The following is an 18,919-nucleotide window of genomic DNA, read 5'->3' on the forward strand; positions in this document are numbered from 1 at the left end:
AACACTCCAAGCTTTAAAAGCAGCGCAAAAAGCGAAAGAAGTCATGGAAATTATTAAATAAAAAGGAGAAGGACCAAATGAAATTTTTAGCAGTATGTGGGTCAGGATTAGGAACAAGTTTTATGGTGGAAATGAATATTCAACAAATTTTACAAGAGTTAGGTGTCTCGGGTATTGAAGTGGCGCATTCTGATTTAAGTTCAGCAACGCCTGGAGACGCAGATGTATTCTTTTTAGCAAAAGATATTGCTGAGGGAGGTGCCCATTTAGGTGAAGTAATCGTGTTAGATAATATTATAGATATGGATGAGTTGAGGGACAAGGTAACAAAAGTAGTAAAAGAAAAAAATCTAATTTAATACGAGGAAAGGATGACTACCATGAATGAATTCTTAAGTGTCTTAGTCGATATTTTAAGTCAGCCAGCCATTTTAGTTGCTGCCATTGCACTAATTGGATTATTAGCGCAAAGAAAAAATTTGTCAGAAATCATGAAAGGCGCTATTAAAACATTCGTTGGGTTTATTGTTATTGCTTCTGGAGCTGGAATACTAGAACAAGGCCTTTCTCCATTTGGTGCCATGTTCCAAGAAGCATTTAATGTGTCAGGAGTAGTACCAAATAATGAGGCCATCGTTGCATTGGCGTTGAATGAATATGGGACAAATACAGCACTCATTATGTTTTTCGGGATGATTGTTAACGTTCTCATTGCCAGATTTACAAGATATAAATATATCTTCTTAACTGGACATCACACACTCTATATGGCTTGTATGCTTGCCGTAATAATGGCTGTAGCAGGATTTGATACGATACCATTAATTGCTGCAGGTGCGGTTGCGTTAGGTATTATTATGACGCTATCTCCAGCCATTTTACAACCATTTATGCGACAGCTTACTGGTAATGATAATGTCGCTTTAGGACATTTTAGTGCGGTAGGGTATGCTATTAGCGGATTAACTGGAAAATTATTCAAAAAAAGCAAAGAACATTCCACAGAAAATATTGATTTTCCAAAAGGACTTGGATTTTTACGCGATAGTACGGTAAGTATTGCTTTAACCATGATTGTTATGTATATCATTGTTGCTTTTTTTGCAGGTTCCGCATTCATTGAAGCTGAATTAAGTGATGGTACAAACTACCTCGTGTTTTCTTTGATGAAAGGTGGTAGTTTTGCGGCTGGAGTGTTTATTATACTATCAGGTGTTCGCCTCGTGTTAGCAGAGATTATTCCAGCATTTAAAGGGATTTCTACGAAAATTGTTCCAAATGCAAAACCAGCTCTTGATGTTCCGATTATTTATACGTATGCGCCGAACGCTGTGTTAATTGGTTTTTTCAGTAGTTTTATTGGCGGGATATTCAGTATGGGGATTATGTTTGTTTTAGGTACAACCATTATTCTTCCTGGTGTTGTGCCACACTTTTTCACAGGTGCAGCAGCTGGTGTTTTAGGTAATGCAACAGGTGGTATAAAAGGTTCTGTTGCCGGTTCGTTTGTAAACGGAATTATTATTTCGTTTTTACCAATATTTTTACTTCCAGTCCTAGGAGAGCTAGGTTTTGCCAATACAACCTTCTCTGATGCTGACTTTGGTGTATCCGGTATATTCTTTGGAACATTAGCAAATTATGCAGGCCCAATTGCAATCGTTATTAGCTTAATTGTCATTCTAGGGTTAATGCTTATCCCTTTTGGTAAGAAAAAAGAAGCAACAAAAAACGTTTAGATAGGAAAATAATACAAGAAAAAATGAACTGGAGGAGTCATCTATGACGGAATCAGGAAACAACATTGAAAACTTATCTATTAATACCATTCGTACCCTAACGATTGATGCGGTAGAACGTGCGCAACATGGTCATCCAGGTATGCCAATGGGAGCAGCCCCAATGGCATACAGCCTATGGAAACGAATCATGAATATGAATCCTAAAAACCCTGAATGGTTCAATCGAGATCGCTTTGTTTTATCGGCTGGTCACGGTTCTATGCTACATTACTGCTTATTACATCTAGCTGGTTACGATCTATCTTTAGATGAGTTGAAAAACTTCAGACAATTAGGTAGTAAAACAGCAGGACATCCAGAATTTGGGGTAACGCCAGGAGTGGAAATTACTACAGGTCCACTTGGGCAAGGAATACCAGCTACTGTTGGTTTAGCTTTAGCTGAGAGGCATTTAGCTGAAACTTTTAATCGAGAAGGCTATCCAATTGTTGACCATTACACTTATACTATTTGTGGTGATGGCGATTTAATGGAAGGTATTTCTTATGAAGCAGCATCTTTAGCAGGACATTTAAAATTAGGTCGTTTAATTGTTTTATATGACTCTAATGACATTAGTTTAGATGGTGAACTAGCGTTATCGTTTTCAGAAGATATCAAACAGCGGTTTGAATCTTGCCATTGGCAATATCTTTATATTGAAGATGGTAATGATATAGAAGCAATTGAACAAGCAATTAAAGAAGCGAAAGCGGATGAAGACCGCCCAACGATTATCGAAATTAAAACAAAAATTGGTTATGGTGCTCCTACTATTGAAGGTAAAAGTGATGCACACAGTGATCCAATTGGTGTTGAAGAAATTCAACGTGCAAAAGCGTTTTATAAATGGAACTATGAAGAAGATTTCCATGTACCTGAAGAAGTATACGAAGATTTTCGTAGTATTTTAGAGAATGGAAGCAAAAAAGAAGAGCAATGGAATAAATTATTTAAGCAGTATGAAGAAGCGTATCCAGAGCTTGCTGCTGAATTAAAGCGATTAATCGCTGGTGATTTACCAAAAAACTGGGAAGACAATTTGCCTGTTTACAAAGAAGGTGAGGCAAATGCAACACGTGCTTCCGCAAGTCAAGTGCAGCAAGCTTTAGCAGAGCATTTTCCAGAACTAGTTGGTGGATCTGCAGATTTAAATGCTTCAACGAAAACAAGGTTACAATCATTTCCTGATTTAACATCACAAAATTATGCTGGTAGAAATATTTCATTTGGTGTTCGAGAATTTGCTATGGGTGCTATCGCAAATGGAATGGCACGTCATTATTTAAGACCATTTGTCAGTACATTCTTTGTATTTTCGGATTACTTGCGACCAGCTATTCGACTGTCCGCTTTGATGGAGCAACCGGTAACCTTTGTGTTTACCCATGATAGTGTGGCGGTTGGACAAGATGGACCAACTCACCAACCTGTTGAGCATTTAGCCTCTTTTCGAGCGATGCCTCACATTACAGTATTAAGGCCTACCGATGCAAATGAAACGAAAGAAGCTTGGAAAATTGCCGTAACACAAAAGGATCGTCCAACCATTCTCGTACTGGGTCGTCAAGGCGTCCCGACTTTAAGACAGACAAGGGAAAAGGCAGTAACAGGTGTTCCAAAAGGAGCTTACGTTATATCGGAAGCTGAAAAAACAGCAGAAGGCATTTTAATTGCTGCAGGATCAGAGGTTCACCTCGCTTTGAAGGCTCAGGCAAAGCTTGCTGAAGAAGATATCCATGTGAATGTTGTCAGTATGCCATCTTGGGATCTATTTGATAAACAGTCAGCAGAGTACAAAGAAAGTGTATTACCTTCGCATTTACAAACACGCTTATCCATTGAAATGGGTTCTAAGGTTGGTTGGAAGGAATATACGGGATGTAATGGTGCAGTAATGAGCATTGATTCATTTGGCGTTTCTGGACCAGGAGACCAAGTGATCGAGAAATTCGGGTTTACTGTAGAAAACGTCGTAGCCAACTTTAAAAACTTATTATAAACAAATGGTTCCATGGGGATACTTTTAAGGTAAAAGTATCCCCTACTTTTTAATCAAATTTCATTTCGTCCTATCAAAAAAAGGTTCAATATACAATAAGTTGGATTTTAGAACTTTAATTATTTTAGTCTTACGAATAAGCGAAGGAGTTAAAACTCCTTATTCCAAAATGGTAAGAACAGTTTCACACCACGTTTATTAAAGGGTAAAAATTTACTATCAGCAATGATATGTGTTATATAGCCAATGAAACATGAATAATATACCCCTTTGATCTGAAGTGATTGATCTAAATAATAGGCAATAAATCCAAAAAACAAAAGACCGACAAGGGAATGTGTATAACTTCTATGTGCTACGAAAGAAGCAATAATAACATAAATTCCTAAAAATAGCAGCCACTGTTCTTGCAATGCAAGTCCACCAATAATAACACCTATTCCGGTTATGGTAAGCATATGTTTTTGTTTAAGGCGAATAGAGATGGAAAGCAAAGCAAACCCACTCCCAGCCCCAATCCATTGCTTCATTCCTACTCCTTCATAAAAGCTGTAAATAATGAGTAAAACACCGATAACCTGAGCAATTGTTCGAAACAGTTTATGCGATAGGGTAATCTTACCTCGTAATTTCCCATCAATATCTAAGTCTGGAATTAATGCTGAAATTGTCCCAAGACTAACAAGTAAAGCTGTTTCTGCAGGAGGGCTTTGTAAGTTATTTGCAATTATAAAGCCAGTTACCGTTCCAATTGCTGCATGTGTTGTACCATTCATAAATATAGGCCTCCTTCTAAGTTGTTGTGGAAAGTACTGAAATGTTTCTTGACGAAAATTCAGTTACTAAAATGCACTTTTACCATTGTACACCAAAATGTATGTTCTGTTTAGTCGATAAGTTGATAACTGTTATAAAAATGTTTTGTATACAATTATTTACGTATATATCTTCTACAAAAGATGGGCATGTAATATGTAATAAGGGAAGCACGAAAATTACGCCTCCTTTTTTAAGCTATAGAAAAGTATGAAATATTTAGGCTTGACGGCGTACCATCACCAGAAAGACTTGTCTATAAGTGAAATCTCTCTATATAGTTTTGCACGATAAACTAGGAGAGAAGAAAGGGACTTATGCGAATGGATGATGTAAGTATGTGTATGCTAGTAGAGTGAAGAAAGAAAAAATTAGTACCAGATATTAAAACTATGTGTTAAAATAAACGCATACTATCAATAGTAAGAAGGAGGCAACTTTCATGTACAATTTTTGCACTTATGCATTAAAAATAATTCTCAGTTTGTTTGGCAGAATAAAGGTTTATCAAAAGGAAAATACGGAAATATCAGGTGGTTTTGTTATCGCTTGTACCCATTCAGGGTGGGTGGATATTTTATGGCTGGGCGTTAGTATGTTACCTAAACAAATTCATTATATGGCTAAGAAAGAGTTGTTTCAGTCGACATTTTTGAAATGGCTAATGGAACAGTTGCATGCGTTTCCTGTTGATCGGGAAAACCCAGGACCAAGTGCAATAAAAACCCCAAGAAAACTATTGAAAAACGGTGAAATCGTCGGTGTATTTCCAAGTGGTACAAGAACAAGTGAAGAAGTACCATTAAAAAGAGGAGCGGTTACAATGGCTGGGTATGCGAAAGCGCCGATTTTACCAGTGGCTTATCAAGGTCCCAATAATTTTACTGATCTTTTCAAACGAGTAAAGCCTAAAATTATTTTTGGACAACCTATCTATATGCCTGAAGATTTGCCGCTTAAACAAGGCATGGAAGTGATGATGGAAAAGTTGGAAAAATCCTTACATGATTTGCAAACGCAACTTAGAGAAATGGAATAAGTTACGTTTAAGGTAAAATTCACGCATGAATCTTCAATCAGTGAGTTCTTTTATCCCTACACTGATTATTAGTACCTAAGGGTATGATCTAAAAATGCCTCTTACGAAAAAGGGGATGTAGGTGCTGTTATTTTTTAGTTCTTGAAGTGGGACGCATACGGCACCTTTTTCCAGTATTAAAAATAGAGCCAAAGACTACTTCTGAATTCTCATAGTTAGAAGGCTTTATACATATGAATTGGTGGTTTGATGAAGAAATTAAACAAAAAGCGTTGGCTGTTTATTATTACAATTGGATTAGGAACATTACTGAACCCGTTAAATTCATCGATGATATCTGTTGCGGTTACACGTATGCAGGCGGATTTTGCTTTAACATTTATCCATGCATCATGGTTAATTTCTATTTTTTATTTAGCAAGCGCAGCTGGACAGCCAGTAATGGGAAAATTAAGTGATATGTTTGGAGCTAAACGATTATTTTTAACAGGGTTGACGCTTGTAGCTTTTGCATCCTTACTGGCCCCGTTTTCTCCTAATTTTCCAATTTTATTAGCTTGTCGTGCATTGCAGGCGATTGGTAGCTCAACTTTATTCCCGAGTGGGATGAGCATGATACGAACGCATATTACAGAAGGACAAGGGCGGGCGCTGGCGATTTTATCAATCTTCGCTTCTACATCGGCAGCTTTTGGTCCTTCTATTGGCGGTTTTTTCATTCATTCTTGGGATTGGCAAGCTATTTTCTTTATCAACTTTCCATTTATTATCGTGTCATTTATATTAGCTATGTTTATTTTACCTGCGACGAATAAAAAATTAGTGATAAAACAGATAGACCTGTTAGGGATTTGTTTGTTTATTTTATCAATAACATGCTTTATTTTGTTTTTGCTTTCGTTGGAGGAAGGGGATATCCGTTGGTGGACACTATTTATTTGTATTGCAACTGCTGTGCTGTTTTACCGTTTTGAGGCTAAGCACAATGCCCCATTTATGGATGTAAATAGTTTAAGAAAAAATACAAAAGAAACGTTAGTGTATGTGCAATTTACGGGCATCAACCTGATATATTATTGTTATTTTTTTGGTTTTCCTATTTTTATGCAGCAAGCTCTAGCGTATAACGAAGCAAAAACGGGCGTTTTGATGCTTGCACTTGCAGGGTTTGGCGTTATCATTGCACCATTAGCAGGAAGCTTAATTGATAAGGTAGGTTCGAAATTACCTGCTTTAATTGGAATTGGTTTACTCGTCATTGGAACCGGTTTATTGTTAACGTATCATGAAAGCTCCCCCATTGGTTGGCTACTTATGATTATGAGTGTTTTAGGCGCTAGTAATGGCTTTAACAATATATCGATGCAGACAGCGCTATATGAAAATGTAAGGCCTGAGAATACAGGCCAAGCTTCTGGTTTATTTCAAACGAGCAGATATATGGGAGCAATCTTATCCTCTAGTTTGCTAGGTGTAACGCTAAATGATCAAGTGAGCCATGAAACATTACATTTGGTTGCCATTATTTGTTTTGTTTTTTCCGTTTTTGTATTTTTTATGATGTTAAAACTTCCAGGGAAATTAATGTATAAAGCCCGTTCATAGTTCTTCCTCATTTCATTTATCACCTGTAAATAGTTCAATAAAACGTTTGGCGCTTTTTGGTAAGTAGCGATTTTTTAGCCAAATGATCGCTGAGTAAGAAGGGAAGGAATGATCTTTAATAGGTAGTTGTTTCAAACCACGTAATGGATGATTTTGTAGCGTCAATTCTGGAATGATAGTTGCTCCTACCTGTTCACTTACTAATTGCAAGATCATGTCCACATCTGGACACTCACAAATAATTTTTGGTGATAAACGGTGGTTTTCAAATTGTTCAAGAATTAACTCATATTGTCCTTGTCCGTGGATACGGTGTAATAGTAGTAATGGCAACTCACTTAATTTTTTCATTGTAATGGTTTTGGCGGTTGAAGTAGTAGACCAACTTTCCGGTATGACAGCTATGTAGTTTTCACTAGGAAGAGACTGTTTAGCAAAAAGGCTCATATCAAGAGGTAAGCGAACAATTGCTAGATCAATGGATCGCTGGATCAGTTCTTCTGCAAGCAAGTAAGAATCACCTTCTTTGAGCTGAAAATGAACATTCGGATATTTCCTATGAAAATATTTAAGCTTTTTTGGTATTTGCGGAAAGCATGTTTTTACACAACCAATGGATAGTATTCCTTTTATACCTGCTGCTGTATCTTTTACCTCTATGCAGGTATCTTCCACATACTCAAACAGGTGAATTGTTTTTTGGTATAAAATATTACCTGCCTCTGTTAATTCCATTTTCCTGCCATTACGCTCCATTAATTTGACGCCTAATTCGGTTTCTAAAGCTTTTAAGCTTTGACTTAAGGGTGGCTGAGCTATATGCAATTTTTTCGCTGCACGCGTGATTTGTCCTTCTTTTGCAATTGTTTGAAAATACCTTAATTGTCTTAAATCCAATTTTAGCACTCCTTGTATAATATATTTAGGCGTTATTATTCGCCCATTATTTTTACCATTTTATTTGTTTTGCTACTCAAAATTGTTTACATGCTTGACCCTCCTCACTCGTAAAAAAGCGCCAAGATTGTGCTTCGATTAAGAACCTAGCTTTTAAATACAGAAGATCATGTATGTCTTATGAAGCTTTGGTATATAAATTTTATATAGTTTGTTAATGAAATAGATAATATGAATATAGCAGAAATAATGCTATTATTCTAATTAAAAGAATTATTCAGAAATATGTAGCAGACAAAAATGTAAGCGCTTATTATTAAAGGAGGAAAACTATGCCAGCTAAAACAGGACAACAGTATATTCAACGTTTAAAGGAAGCAAATAATAATGTGTATATCCAGGGAGAAAGGGTTCAAGATGTAACAGAGCATCGTCTCTTTAAAAATGTCACTCAAACTATGGCAAAGCTATATGATCTCCAATATGAAAAGCCAGAGAAAATGCTCTATACATCACCAACAACAGGTGATCAAGTAAGTAAAACATTTATGGTGCCGACAACGATAGATGAATTAATGGAGCGTAGAGAGGCCATTATGGAGTGGCAAAGTTTTACAAAGGGGTTAATGGGAAGGTCACCTGACTATTTAAATGCGGATGTCATGGCAATGGGGCAGGCAAGTGAATTTTATGCTGAAGGAGATCCGATGTTTGCTGAAAACGCTAGAAATTATGCAGCGTTTGCTCGGGAAAATGATATTAGTTTGACGCATACACTAATTCATCCTCAAGTTAACCGGGCAAAAATACAAGCAAAGCAAAAGGACGCAAATGTAGCATTACATGTTGTAGAGAAAAACGATGATGGAGTCGTTGTTGATGGTATTCGTTTGTTAGCAACACAAGGAGCGATCACGGATGAGATTTTAGTTTTTCCTTCAACAGTTAAAAAATCAGGTGAGTTGGATGACCCTTACTCCTTAGCCTTTGCAATCCCAAATAATACGCCAGGTCTAAAATATTTAAGCCGTGAAGCTTTTGTCTATAGTGATAATTCATACGATCACCCGTTAAGCCAACAGTTTGAAGAAGGGGATACAATCGTTGCTTTTGATCATGTATTAGTACCATGGGATCGTATCTTTGTGCTGGAGAATTCATCCATTTGTAATCGTGCATTTGGTGAAACGAATGCTGTCGTTCATATGACGCATCAAGTAGTCATAAAAGATATTGCAAAAACAGAATTTTTACTTGGTGTTGTGCTGACATTAATGGATTCTATCGGTATTGATGGCTTTCAGCACGTGAAAGATAAAGGGACAGAAATTATCCTTACATTAGAAACGATGAAGTCACATTTATTCCGTGCAGAACATAATGCTAAGCTCGATAAATGGGGAATGATGACACCGGACTTTGCGGCGCTCGATGCAGCTAGAAATTGGTTCCCACGTGTATATCCACGGATGGCAGAAATCATTCGAATTTTGGGAGCATCTGGAATGATGGGGATACCAACACAGGCTGACTTTGAAAATGAGGAGATTGGACCTATTCTTCACCGTGCGATGCAAGGGAAAAATGTGCAAGGATATGAGCGTGTACAGATCTTTCGCTTAGCGTGGGACTTAACAATGAGCGCGTTTGGAAGCAGGCAGACCCATTATGAATATTATTTCTTTGGTGACCCAATTAAGATGGGAATGGCTTATTTTGATAAGTATGATAAACAAACTTATAAAGCGCAAGTGAGTGATTTTTTACACTATAGGAAAGCATAAAAGTCTATAGGTTTATAGTATAAGAAAAACTACGCCATTCGCCATAAGACTTGGCGACAAGCCAAGTTTTTCTAAAGTAGTCAAAAAATAAATAAATTAGAAATTTAAAGTAAGGGAAAAGAAAGCTTCAATAACATAAAGGAGGTTAAATCTTATGGATAGTAGAGCTTTCCGAAATGCAATGGGGCGCTTTGCAACCGGAGTTACTGTAATTACAACTAAAATAGGAGAAGAGATCCATGGTATGACAGCAAACGCATTTATGTCCGTTTCCTTAGAACCGAAATTAATTACAGTATCGATAGATAATCGAGCGAACATGTTAACAAAACTGCATAAATCTAATAAGTTTGCAGTTAATGTCCTAGCAGATACGCAACAAGATATATCCATGCATTTTGCCAATCAAGCTAAAAGATGCGAGGAAATACCATTTGAAATCTTTCATTCTGTCCCAATTATTCAAGATGCGCTTGTTTCCGTTGTTTGTGAAGTGGAGCAGGCTTTTGAAGTAGGGGATCATACCCTTTTTATTGGTAAAGTAATAGCAATGGAGTCTAATCAAGGCAGCCCGTTAACTTTTTATAAGGGACAGTATGGAAAATATGAGCCTGCAGAATACGTAAATTAATCTGTAGTAAAAATCATATAGTACAGATATATTATATTCAGAATGTTTACAAAGGGGCGGATAAGCATGGAAAATCAAATAACAGAACAACATTTAGAAATGAAGCAACAAGTAAAGGATGTTCCGCATTATATTAATGGAAAATTTGTTACTACAGTTCAGGAGGAAGTCTTTGAAAATATTAGTCCATTTACCAATCAAACAATCAATCGAGTAGCGTCAGGGAATAAAGCGGATATAGATCTAGCTGTGGATGCTGCTAAAAAAGCATTTTACGGTGAGTGGGGACAATTAAAAATAAAGGAAAGGCTGGCTTATATTTATAAAATTGCCGATGTCATCGATGAACATATTGACGAAATTGCGCCACTCGAGTCATTTGATACGGGGTTGCCAATAAGTCAGACAAAGAAAATGGTAAGTAGAGCAGCATATAATTTCCGTTTTTATGCAGAGATGGTTGCAACAAGGATGGTTGGAGAAGCATATCAAGTAGACGATGAATTTTTAAATTACACCATTCATAAGCCTGTTGGAGTAGCTGGTTTAATTACACCTTGGAATGCACCATTTATGTTAGAAACTTGGAAGCTTGCACCTGCACTTGCTACTGGAAATACTGTCGTGTTAAAGCCAGCAGAATGGTCACCGTTAACAGCGAATCGTTTAGCGGAAATTATAGATAAAGTAGGGTTGCCAGATGGTGTGTTTAATGTTGTTCATGGTTATGGAGAAACAGCTGGAGCAGCACTGGTGTCACACCCTGATGTGCCTTTAATCTCATTCACTGGAGAAACAACAACAGGTTCAGAAATTATGAAAAATGGAGCGGATAGCTTGAAGCGTTTTTCGATGGAACTTGGTGGCAAGTCACCGATTATAGTGTTTGAAGATGCAGATGTAGAAAGAGCGTTAGATGCTTGTACATGGGGAATTTTCTCTTTCAATGGGGAGCGTTGTACAGCTAATTCACGTCTCTATGTACATGAAAGTATTGCTTCCACATTTATTGAACAGTTAAAAGAACGAATTTTCAATATAAAAGTTGGAGATCCGCTTAATGAAAATACACAAGTAGGACCGTTAATTCATAAAGAACATTATGAAAATGTGCGGAGCTATTTGGATTTAGCAAAAGAAGAAGGTTGTGAAGTAATAAGTGGTCATGCACCAAGGAATAGTGAGGGAAACTATGTTCCACCGACTTTAATTCTCCATGCGAAAAATAATATGCGTATCGTTCAGGAAGAAATTTTTGGCCCCGTCATAGCAGCGATGACATTCACGGATGAAGCGGAAGTAATTCATTTAGCTAATGATGTTCGCTACGGGCTTGCAGGTTATGTGTGGACAAAGGATATACAGCGTGGGCATCGGGTTGCTCAAGCCATTGATTCAGGAATGTTATGGGTTAATGCTCAAAATGTAAGGGATTTAAGGACACCATTTGGAGGATCAAAGCATAGTGGTATAGGGCGTGAAGGTGGACATTACGCTTTTGATTTTTATACAGAAACGCAGATTATTCATGTTGCATTGAAGGATCACTATATTCCGCAATTTGGTAAATAAAGGAGGCTTGATGAAGGTGAATTTTAATATTATACGTGCCGGTCGTGCTGTCTTACATGTTACCGATATAGAAAAGTCGCGTTTATTTTACGAAAAACTTGGATTTGTCGTCACGGATACTGATAATGGAAATTTGTTTCTTCGTGGTTTAGAAGAGCATAATCATCATAGCTTATGGTTAAAACAGAAACAAGAGCCAGCTGTGGAAGTAATTAGTTACAAAGTGACCTCAGAAAAAGATATAGATGAACTTGAAAGTTTTTTTAGGCGTCAAGGAAGAGAAGTAAAGCGGATCAAAGCAGGAGAACAGCCTGCTGTTGGTCAAACAATTCGTGTGCAGGATATAACAGGTATTCCAATAGAATTTTATGCAGAAATGGAGACAGTGGAGCGACTCTTACAACGGTATGATTTGCACACTGGTGCAAAAGTTCAACGAATTGATCATTTTAACTGTATGGTGCGCGATGTCGAAACAGCTTACCACTATTATTTGCACAAACTAGATTTTGCCTGTTCAGAATACACAGTAGGGGAGCATCAAAAAATATGGGCAGCATGGCTTCATCGTAAGCCATCTGTTCATGATGTTGCATTTATGAATGGAGTAGGCCCTCGTTTACACCATATTGGATTTTGGTTAAAAGATCCTATGAGCCTCATTGATGGATGTGATGTGCTAGCAGCGTCAGGATATAGCACCAATATAGAAAGAGGACCTGGTCGCCATGGGCTTTCGAACGCTTTTTTCCTATACGTGAGAGACCCAGATGGACACCGAATCGAATTATATAATGGTGATTATTTAACGAGTGACCCTGATTTCAAACCTATAAAATGGGATTTGGATGATCCAATGCGGCAAACCTTTTGGGGACATGAAGCTCCAGATAGCTGGTTTGATGAAGCTTCAGACGTTTTAGATATACAAACCGGTCAAAAAATAGCATTACAGCAGCCTAAACTGAAAAAAAGTAAGCCGCAATTTATCATGTAGCATGAAAAAAGTGTGCAAGAATTTCATCAGCATCTCATCTCATTTCATTTCGTCTTGATTCTTTTTGTTTATTCTCCATGTAAGGGGAGAAGCTGTAAGCATCCTAATACAAGCGTATTGTAATCAGATGTTAGATGGTAGCTCCCTAATTATGTAAAGGTTTAGGTCATACGCTTACCATCTGTGGTGATTATTTATAAAAGATGTATGTTATTCATTTTGACTAGATGCGAAAACAATAGGAAAGGATGATTCATTTGGTTAAAAACTATGAGAATATAAAGCAACGATTACGAGGGTCTGTTACCCCGTTAATTACGCCTTTTAAAGCAAATTATGAAGTAGATTATGAAAAACAAACAGAATTAATTGACTATCAACTTCAAAATGGAACACATGCTATTTCTGTTACGGGAACTTCGGGAGAGCCAAGCTCGCTTACTTTAGAAGAACGTGTTTACGTAATGGAAAACGCTCACAAAGCCATTCGTGGAAGAGTGCCATTCGCTCCTGGAACAGGTTCTACGAATCATGAAGAAACGATGTACCTAACGAAAAAAGCTCAAGAGATTGGTGCAGATGCTGCTATGGTCATTGTTCCGTACTATAATAAACCAAATCAGCACGCTTTATTTAAGCATTTTAAAACCGTAGCTGATGCAGTAGACATACCGATTATTGTCTATAATATACCAGGTCGGACAGCTGTCAATATGGAAGTGGAAACATTAGCTAGATTAAGGGAAGAATGTCCTAATATTATTGGTGTTAAGGAATCGAATAAAGATTTTGAGCATGTAAATCGTGTATTGCTTCATTGTGGAAGAGATTTTATGCTGTTTTCAGGTATTGAACTGCTTTGTTATCCTATGCTTGCAATTGGTGGAGCAGGATCAATTAGTGCAACGTCGAATGTCGAGCCGAAAAAAGTAGCTGATATGCATAATGCCTGGGCTGAGGGGGATGTTGAACAGGCGCAGAATTTGCACTTTGAACTAATGAAGTTAAATGATGTTTTATTTAAAGATACGAATCCTGCTCCCGTTAAAGCAGCGCTTGGCATGATGGGGAAAATTGAACCAGTATTACGTTTGCCAATGGATGTTCCCTCTGAGAAATTACAGAACGAAATATATGAAACCTTAATGGACTATGGAAAGGTGTTGCAGCAAACGTAGGCTTCTTCATCTTAAATATATTTGAAAATAACAACTTTTTTCGAATCCTGCTTACGTTATGATGTCATTTTAATGCAACGAGTGAGGAAGGGTGAAAATAGTGCAGACAATTTATATGAAGTTGTCAGGAGTAGGGCCTTTACAAGAAGGAAGAGTGGATTTAAGGAAGCAAACGATTATGATAGGGAATACCACCTATAAAGCAGATCAAGTACCATTTGAAATTCCTATTAATGGAACTGTATACGGGACATTATTAAACTACCATGGTGCATATGAGCAATTAAAGCCAGCTATGAATGAAGCACCCTATGAAAAGCCACCTAAGGCACCCATTCTCTATATAAAACCGATGAATACATTTGCTGCAACAGCATCTTCTATACCTTGCCCTGAAAGCGCGGTGGAAATAGGTGCTGCATTAGGGATTGTGATTGCAAAAACGGCAAAGAAAGTAACGGAAGCTAACGCGTTAGATTATATTAAAGGATATACGATTGCCAATGATGTTAGCATTCCGCATGATAGTGTTTATCGTCCAGCGGTAAAGGAAACAGCACGAGATGGCTTTTGTCCAATTGGGCCATGGATTATGGATAAAACCGCAGTAGGTAATCCTAATAACTTAGAGGTTCGTGTTCTCGTTAATGGAGTAGTTAAACAGCGTAGTAATACAAATCAATTGATTCGATCCGTAGAAAAATTGCTTTGTGATGTAACTGAGTTTATGACACTTGCAAAAGGAGATGTATTATTAGTAGGTATACCTGAGAAACCTCCACGGGTAAAAGCGAATGATGGTGTACAAATAGAAATTGAAAAGGTAGGTACACTTGAAAATACAATAGTAACGGAATCACTACCAGCAGGAGGAAGAATATGAAGTATGCACGGGTAGCATTTGAAGGAAGTATACAAGAAGCCATTGTGACAGAGAATGATATTCAACTACTTGATGGTCAGCTAGTCAAGGAAAATGAAGTAGTTTGGTTACCTCCTGTACAACCGAATACAATTTTTACATTAGGCTTAAATTATGCGGATCATGCGAAAGAACTATCATTTTCAGCAGTTCAAAAGGAACCGCTAGTCTTTTTTAAAGGCCCAAACACTTTAATTGGTCATAATGGAAAGACTGTTCGCCCAAATGATGTGACGTTTATGCATTATGAATGTGAATTAGCAGTAGTAATAGGTAGACAAGGAAAGAATATAAAGCAGGAAGAGGCTTATGACTATGTAAGAGGCTATACTGTAGCAAATGATTATGCCTTTCGAGATTACTTAGAAAATTATTATCGCCCAAACCTACGTGTGAAAAACCGTGATGCTGCAACACCGATTGGTCCTTGGCTTGTTGACAAAGAAGACGTAAAGGATCCGATGAACTTAACTTTACGAACGTTTGTTAATGGAAAACAAACACAACAAGGTTGTACAGGAGATATGCTTCTAAGCATACAAGAACTCATTGAATATTTGAGTAGTTTTATGACGTTATATCCAGGAGATATTATCTTAACAGGTACACCAAAAGGGTCCATTGATACGGTAGTGGGAGATGAGGTTATCACGGAAATTGAAGGGATTGGGCGTTTAATGAATACGATTGTAAGTGAAGAAGCGTTAACAAACTTTAAAAACGAGTAGGGAGGAAGTTGCATGCCTCATTTAATCATCGAATATACTGCCAATATTCGAAAGGAAATAAATATCCCTGATTTATTGAAACAGGTTCATCAGGTGTTATTATGCCATCGCGAGTTAATCCCCATAGGTGGACTTCGTTCTAGAGCAATTGCATTAGAAGAATATCTTATCGCAGATGGTACAGAGGATGATGCGTTTGTTCATGCAACTTTAAAACTTGGAAAAGGGAGGACAGATGAGGAAAAAAAATTATTATGCAATGACTTGTTTACGGTGATGACAAACTATTTAGCTTCTTTATATAACGAAAAGTATTTAGCCATTTCCCTAGAATTATATGAATTTACTCTTCCAACCTACAAATTAAACAATATTCATCATCGCTATATACAAGAAAAATAATTTGTTTGCTTTCTGCTAAACCCACCACAAGACGTGGACGGGTTTAGCAGAAATTTGTCCATAATCTTTAGTTGATTTGTTGCATTTGCAACGCGGCACACCGAACTTTGTTTTGAACGATCTTATTTGCTTAGTAATTTTAATTTGAGGTGATAGGATGTTGCGAAATCACTATCTGCTTATAGGATTTGTATGGTTATTTATTCTATCGGCTTGTTCTCAAGGAATAGCTTTAACCGAATCGGATCACCATTTGATTATTTCACATTTTTTACCTGGGAGCCACCCCATTCAAACGGATATTCTGAAAGGAATTGGCGATGAATGGACAGAGGAATCGAATAATTCGATTACATATGATTTATATCCTTCTAATGCATTAGGGAATGCAGGATCACAGTATGATATGGCCGTCACTGGAGAGGCAGACATTGCCTTAAGCGTTCATGGCTATTCACCTGGAAGATTTCCTTTAGTTTCTATACTGGAATTACCATTTTTTGCAGAGTCAGCAGTACACGGGTCAAAAATAATAGAACATTTATTTAATGAATTTCCTAGTATTCAAAAGCAACATGATGATAGCGTTCCATTATTTTTATTCACCGCAGATCCTGCTCAGTTAGTGACGAAAACAAAACGAATAAAATCTCCAGAGGATGTAAAGGGGTTACGTATTCGATCACCTTCTCCATTAGCAAATGAAATATTAGAAGCGCTAGGTGCCGTCCCTGTATCTATGCCAATGGGAGATGTGTATGAATCTATGGAGCGAGGCGTCATTGATGGAGCAATGATTCCGTTAGAAGCTTTATATAATTACAACCTTCATGAAGTAACAAACTATATTACTATAGGAAACTTTTCAACAACGCCTTTTTTTGCTGTCATGAACAAACACAAGTATGAACAGTTTTCAAAATCGGAAAAATCAATGATACACGAATCCACTGGTTTAGAAGCAGCGATAAAAAGCGGCCAAGTTTTTGATCAAGATGGGAGAAAAGGGAGAAATCTAGCGGAAGAGAGCGGTGCGAAAGTGTATGAGGTAGATAAAAATCAAATAGGTGAATGGAACGCAGCCTTAAAACCTGTATTTGAGACATGGATAGAAGAAATGGAAAAAGAAGGATATCCAGGCAGGGAAATTTACCGTCGAGCTTTAGAACTTAAAGAAGAGTTACGTTAAAAGAGGTGATGTACAATTGAAAAGATGGATAGAACAACTTGCAAGATTCTCTCATAGGCTAGCTCAATGTATTTTGTTTATGATGGCTATATGTATTACCATAGATGTTTTATCAAGGTGGATGTGGAATAAACCTATATTAGGTACCGTTGATTTTACGGAACTTGGTTTATCAATGGTGATATTTTTAAGCATTGCTTATACACATGTAAAAGAAGAACATATTTCCATAGACTTTGTTTTCGAACGGTTTCCAAAGCGAATGCAATTGGTTTTACATGCCATCATTCATATCCTCACCTTTATTTTAATGGTTTTAATAGGATGGAGTACTAGCGAATACGCAATTCGTCTATACAATGCCAATACAACCACCGGAGATCTTACTATTCCTCTTTATCCTATTGCTTGGGTAGCTGTTATTGGATTAAGTTTATTCGCATTATCAGCCCTGCTACACGCTATACGTTATATGCATAAGGGGGTGTTCATAAATGACTCCTGAAATGATAGGAATGATAGGAATTATTGGATTAGTTGTCCTGTTGTTATTAAAAATACCTGTAGGCATCGCTTTAATTATAATTGCTCTAAGCGGAACAACACTTATTCGTGGTTGGGATGTGGCGTTTTCTCAATTAGGTAGAACGCCTTTTGATACAGCAAGTTCATACTCTTTAAGCGTTATTCCATTATTTATCTTGATGGGTATGATTCTTTCTTATACAGGCATGGGGAAAGATTTATACAAAGCTGTCGATAGCTGGATTGGTCATTGGAAAGGTGGCTTAGCCATGGCAACAATTTGTTCTGCAGCTATTTTTTCAGCCATATCAGGCTCTTTAAATGCTACAACTGCTACCGTATCGAAAATCACTTTACCTGAAATGGAAAAATATCGTTATAAGCCAAGCTTGTCTACAGCATGTGTGGCAGCAGGAGGAACTTTAGGCATTCTTATTCCTCCAAGTGTGATTTTGATTTTATACGGCATTCAAACGAGAGAACCTAGTGGAGAACTGCTTATTGCTGGTATTATTCCAGGAATGATTCAATTGCTCCTATTTATATTGATTGTAGTTTTTCTTGTGCGTAGAGACCCTACGTTAGCCCCTGCTAGAGAAGAAGGAAGCGCTTTAACAACGGAAAAAATGACCACGCTAATACGCATGTGGCCCTTTGCAGCGCTTTTTTTGATTAGTATTGGAGGAATATACTTAGGAATATTCACCCCCACAGAAGCTGCTGGAGTAGGAGCTATCAGTGCTTTGTTTTTTTCCTTGCTTTCTAGAAAAATGAATTGGCACCGTCTAAAACTGGCTTTTCACGAATCTGTAAAATTAACAGCTTATATTTTCTTTATTCTGATTGGAGCT

At 37.3% G+C, this 18,919-nt stretch carries 18 protein-coding genes; 16 read left to right on the forward strand and 2 right to left on the reverse strand.

Annotated features, from left to right (window positions below):
• Positions 1–77: 77 nt before the first annotated feature.
• From HLX49_RS14080 to tkt, 3 genes are read left to right on the forward strand one after another with little or no spacing between them, the layout of a single operon-like run.
• The gene (locus HLX49_RS14080; RefSeq protein WP_077704825.1) at positions 78–359 is read left to right on the forward strand and encodes a PTS sugar transporter subunit IIB; all 282 of its coding nucleotides are present in this window, start codon (positions 78–80) and stop codon (positions 357–359) included.
• 21 nt (positions 360–380) lie between these two features.
• On the forward strand, positions 381–1,739 hold the full coding sequence (locus tag HLX49_RS14085; protein ID WP_077704822.1) for a PTS ascorbate transporter subunit IIC: 1,359 nt from the start codon (positions 381–383) through the stop codon (positions 1,737–1,739).
• Between the two features lie 43 nt (positions 1,740–1,782).
• Positions 1,783–3,783 (forward strand): transketolase, encoded by a 2,001-nt coding sequence (gene tkt, locus HLX49_RS14090; RefSeq protein ID WP_101934129.1) that lies wholly within the window; start codon positions 1,783–1,785, stop codon positions 3,781–3,783.
• 149 nt (positions 3,784–3,932) lie between these two features.
• On the opposite strand, the gene HLX49_RS14095 is transcribed toward tkt, so the two are convergent.
• Complete coding sequence (locus tag HLX49_RS14095; RefSeq protein WP_101934128.1) at positions 3,933–4,559, reverse strand: metal-dependent hydrolase; 627 nt, start codon at positions 4,557–4,559, stop codon at positions 3,933–3,935.
• Between the two features lie 482 nt (positions 4,560–5,041).
• Here HLX49_RS14095 and HLX49_RS14100 point away from each other — a divergent pair, with 482 nt between their 5' ends.
• Entirely contained in the window at positions 5,042–5,638 is a 597-nt protein-coding gene (locus tag HLX49_RS14100) for a lysophospholipid acyltransferase family protein (protein ID WP_077704813.1), read from the forward strand.
• Positions 5,639–5,887: 249 nt separating this feature from the next.
• Positions 5,888–7,243, forward strand: coding sequence for an MFS transporter (locus tag HLX49_RS14105; protein ID WP_101934127.1), 1,356 nt, complete (start codon positions 5,888–5,890; stop codon positions 7,241–7,243).
• 12 nt (positions 7,244–7,255) lie between these two features.
• Here HLX49_RS14105 and HLX49_RS14110 read toward each other — a convergent pair whose 3' ends face one another.
• Positions 7,256–8,140: a LysR family transcriptional regulator gene (locus HLX49_RS14110; protein ID WP_101934126.1), complete on the reverse strand. Its 885-nt coding sequence runs from the start codon at positions 8,138–8,140 to the stop codon at positions 7,256–7,258.
• A gap of 332 nt (positions 8,141–8,472) precedes the next feature.
• On the opposite strand from HLX49_RS14110, the gene hpaB reads away from it, so the two are divergent.
• The 11 genes from hpaB to HLX49_RS14165 all read left to right on the forward strand — a co-directional run.
• Complete coding sequence (gene hpaB / locus HLX49_RS14115) at positions 8,473–9,924, forward strand: 4-hydroxyphenylacetate 3-monooxygenase, oxygenase component (protein WP_077704805.1); 1,452 nt, start codon at positions 8,473–8,475, stop codon at positions 9,922–9,924.
• Between the two features lie 154 nt (positions 9,925–10,078).
• Positions 10,079–10,555 (forward strand): flavin reductase family protein, encoded by a 477-nt coding sequence (locus HLX49_RS14120; protein WP_077704802.1) that lies wholly within the window; start codon positions 10,079–10,081, stop codon positions 10,553–10,555.
• A 99-nt stretch (positions 10,556–10,654) separates the two neighbouring features.
• Positions 10,655–12,127, forward strand: coding sequence for a 5-carboxymethyl-2-hydroxymuconate semialdehyde dehydrogenase (hpaE, locus tag HLX49_RS14125; RefSeq protein WP_077706916.1), 1,473 nt, complete (start codon positions 10,655–10,657; stop codon positions 12,125–12,127).
• A gap of 16 nt (positions 12,128–12,143) precedes the next feature.
• Positions 12,144–13,124: a 3,4-dihydroxyphenylacetate 2,3-dioxygenase gene (gene hpaD, locus HLX49_RS14130; RefSeq protein ID WP_077706915.1), complete on the forward strand. Its 981-nt coding sequence runs from the start codon at positions 12,144–12,146 to the stop codon at positions 13,122–13,124.
• A gap of 257 nt (positions 13,125–13,381) precedes the next feature.
• Complete coding sequence (hpaI, locus tag HLX49_RS14135) at positions 13,382–14,302, forward strand: 2,4-dihydroxyhept-2-ene-1,7-dioic acid aldolase (RefSeq protein WP_237342749.1); 921 nt, start codon at positions 13,382–13,384, stop codon at positions 14,300–14,302.
• A 100-nt stretch (positions 14,303–14,402) separates the two neighbouring features.
• Positions 14,403–15,185, forward strand: a complete 783-nt coding sequence (locus HLX49_RS14140; protein ID WP_237342748.1) for a fumarylacetoacetate hydrolase family protein — start codon at positions 14,403–14,405, stop codon at positions 15,183–15,185.
• Complete coding sequence (locus HLX49_RS14145; protein ID WP_077704799.1) at positions 15,182–15,952, forward strand: fumarylacetoacetate hydrolase family protein; 771 nt, start codon at positions 15,182–15,184, stop codon at positions 15,950–15,952. Before HLX49_RS14140 ends, HLX49_RS14145 begins: the two co-directional genes overlap by 4 nt.
• Positions 15,953–15,964: 12 nt before the next feature.
• On the forward strand, positions 15,965–16,354 hold the full coding sequence (locus HLX49_RS14150) for a 5-carboxymethyl-2-hydroxymuconate Delta-isomerase (protein WP_077704796.1): 390 nt from the start codon (positions 15,965–15,967) through the stop codon (positions 16,352–16,354).
• Positions 16,355–16,511: 157 nt separating this feature from the next.
• Complete coding sequence (locus tag HLX49_RS14155; RefSeq protein ID WP_077704793.1) at positions 16,512–17,543, forward strand: TRAP transporter substrate-binding protein; 1,032 nt, start codon at positions 16,512–16,514, stop codon at positions 17,541–17,543.
• Positions 17,544–17,559: 16 nt separating this feature from the next.
• The gene (locus HLX49_RS14160; protein WP_077704790.1) at positions 17,560–18,048 is read left to right on the forward strand and encodes a TRAP transporter small permease; all 489 of its coding nucleotides are present in this window, start codon (positions 17,560–17,562) and stop codon (positions 18,046–18,048) included.
• Positions 18,038–18,919, forward strand: an 882-nt coding sequence (locus HLX49_RS14165; RefSeq protein ID WP_296362685.1) for a TRAP transporter large permease, incomplete at its 3' end; no start/stop codon positions are given. The genes HLX49_RS14160 and HLX49_RS14165, both read left to right, overlap by 11 nt.

The sequence above is a fragment of the Virgibacillus sp. genome (assembly GCF_013393565.1).
Lineage (GTDB): Bacteria > Bacillota > Bacilli > Bacillales > Amphibacillaceae > Virgibacillus > Virgibacillus dokdonensis.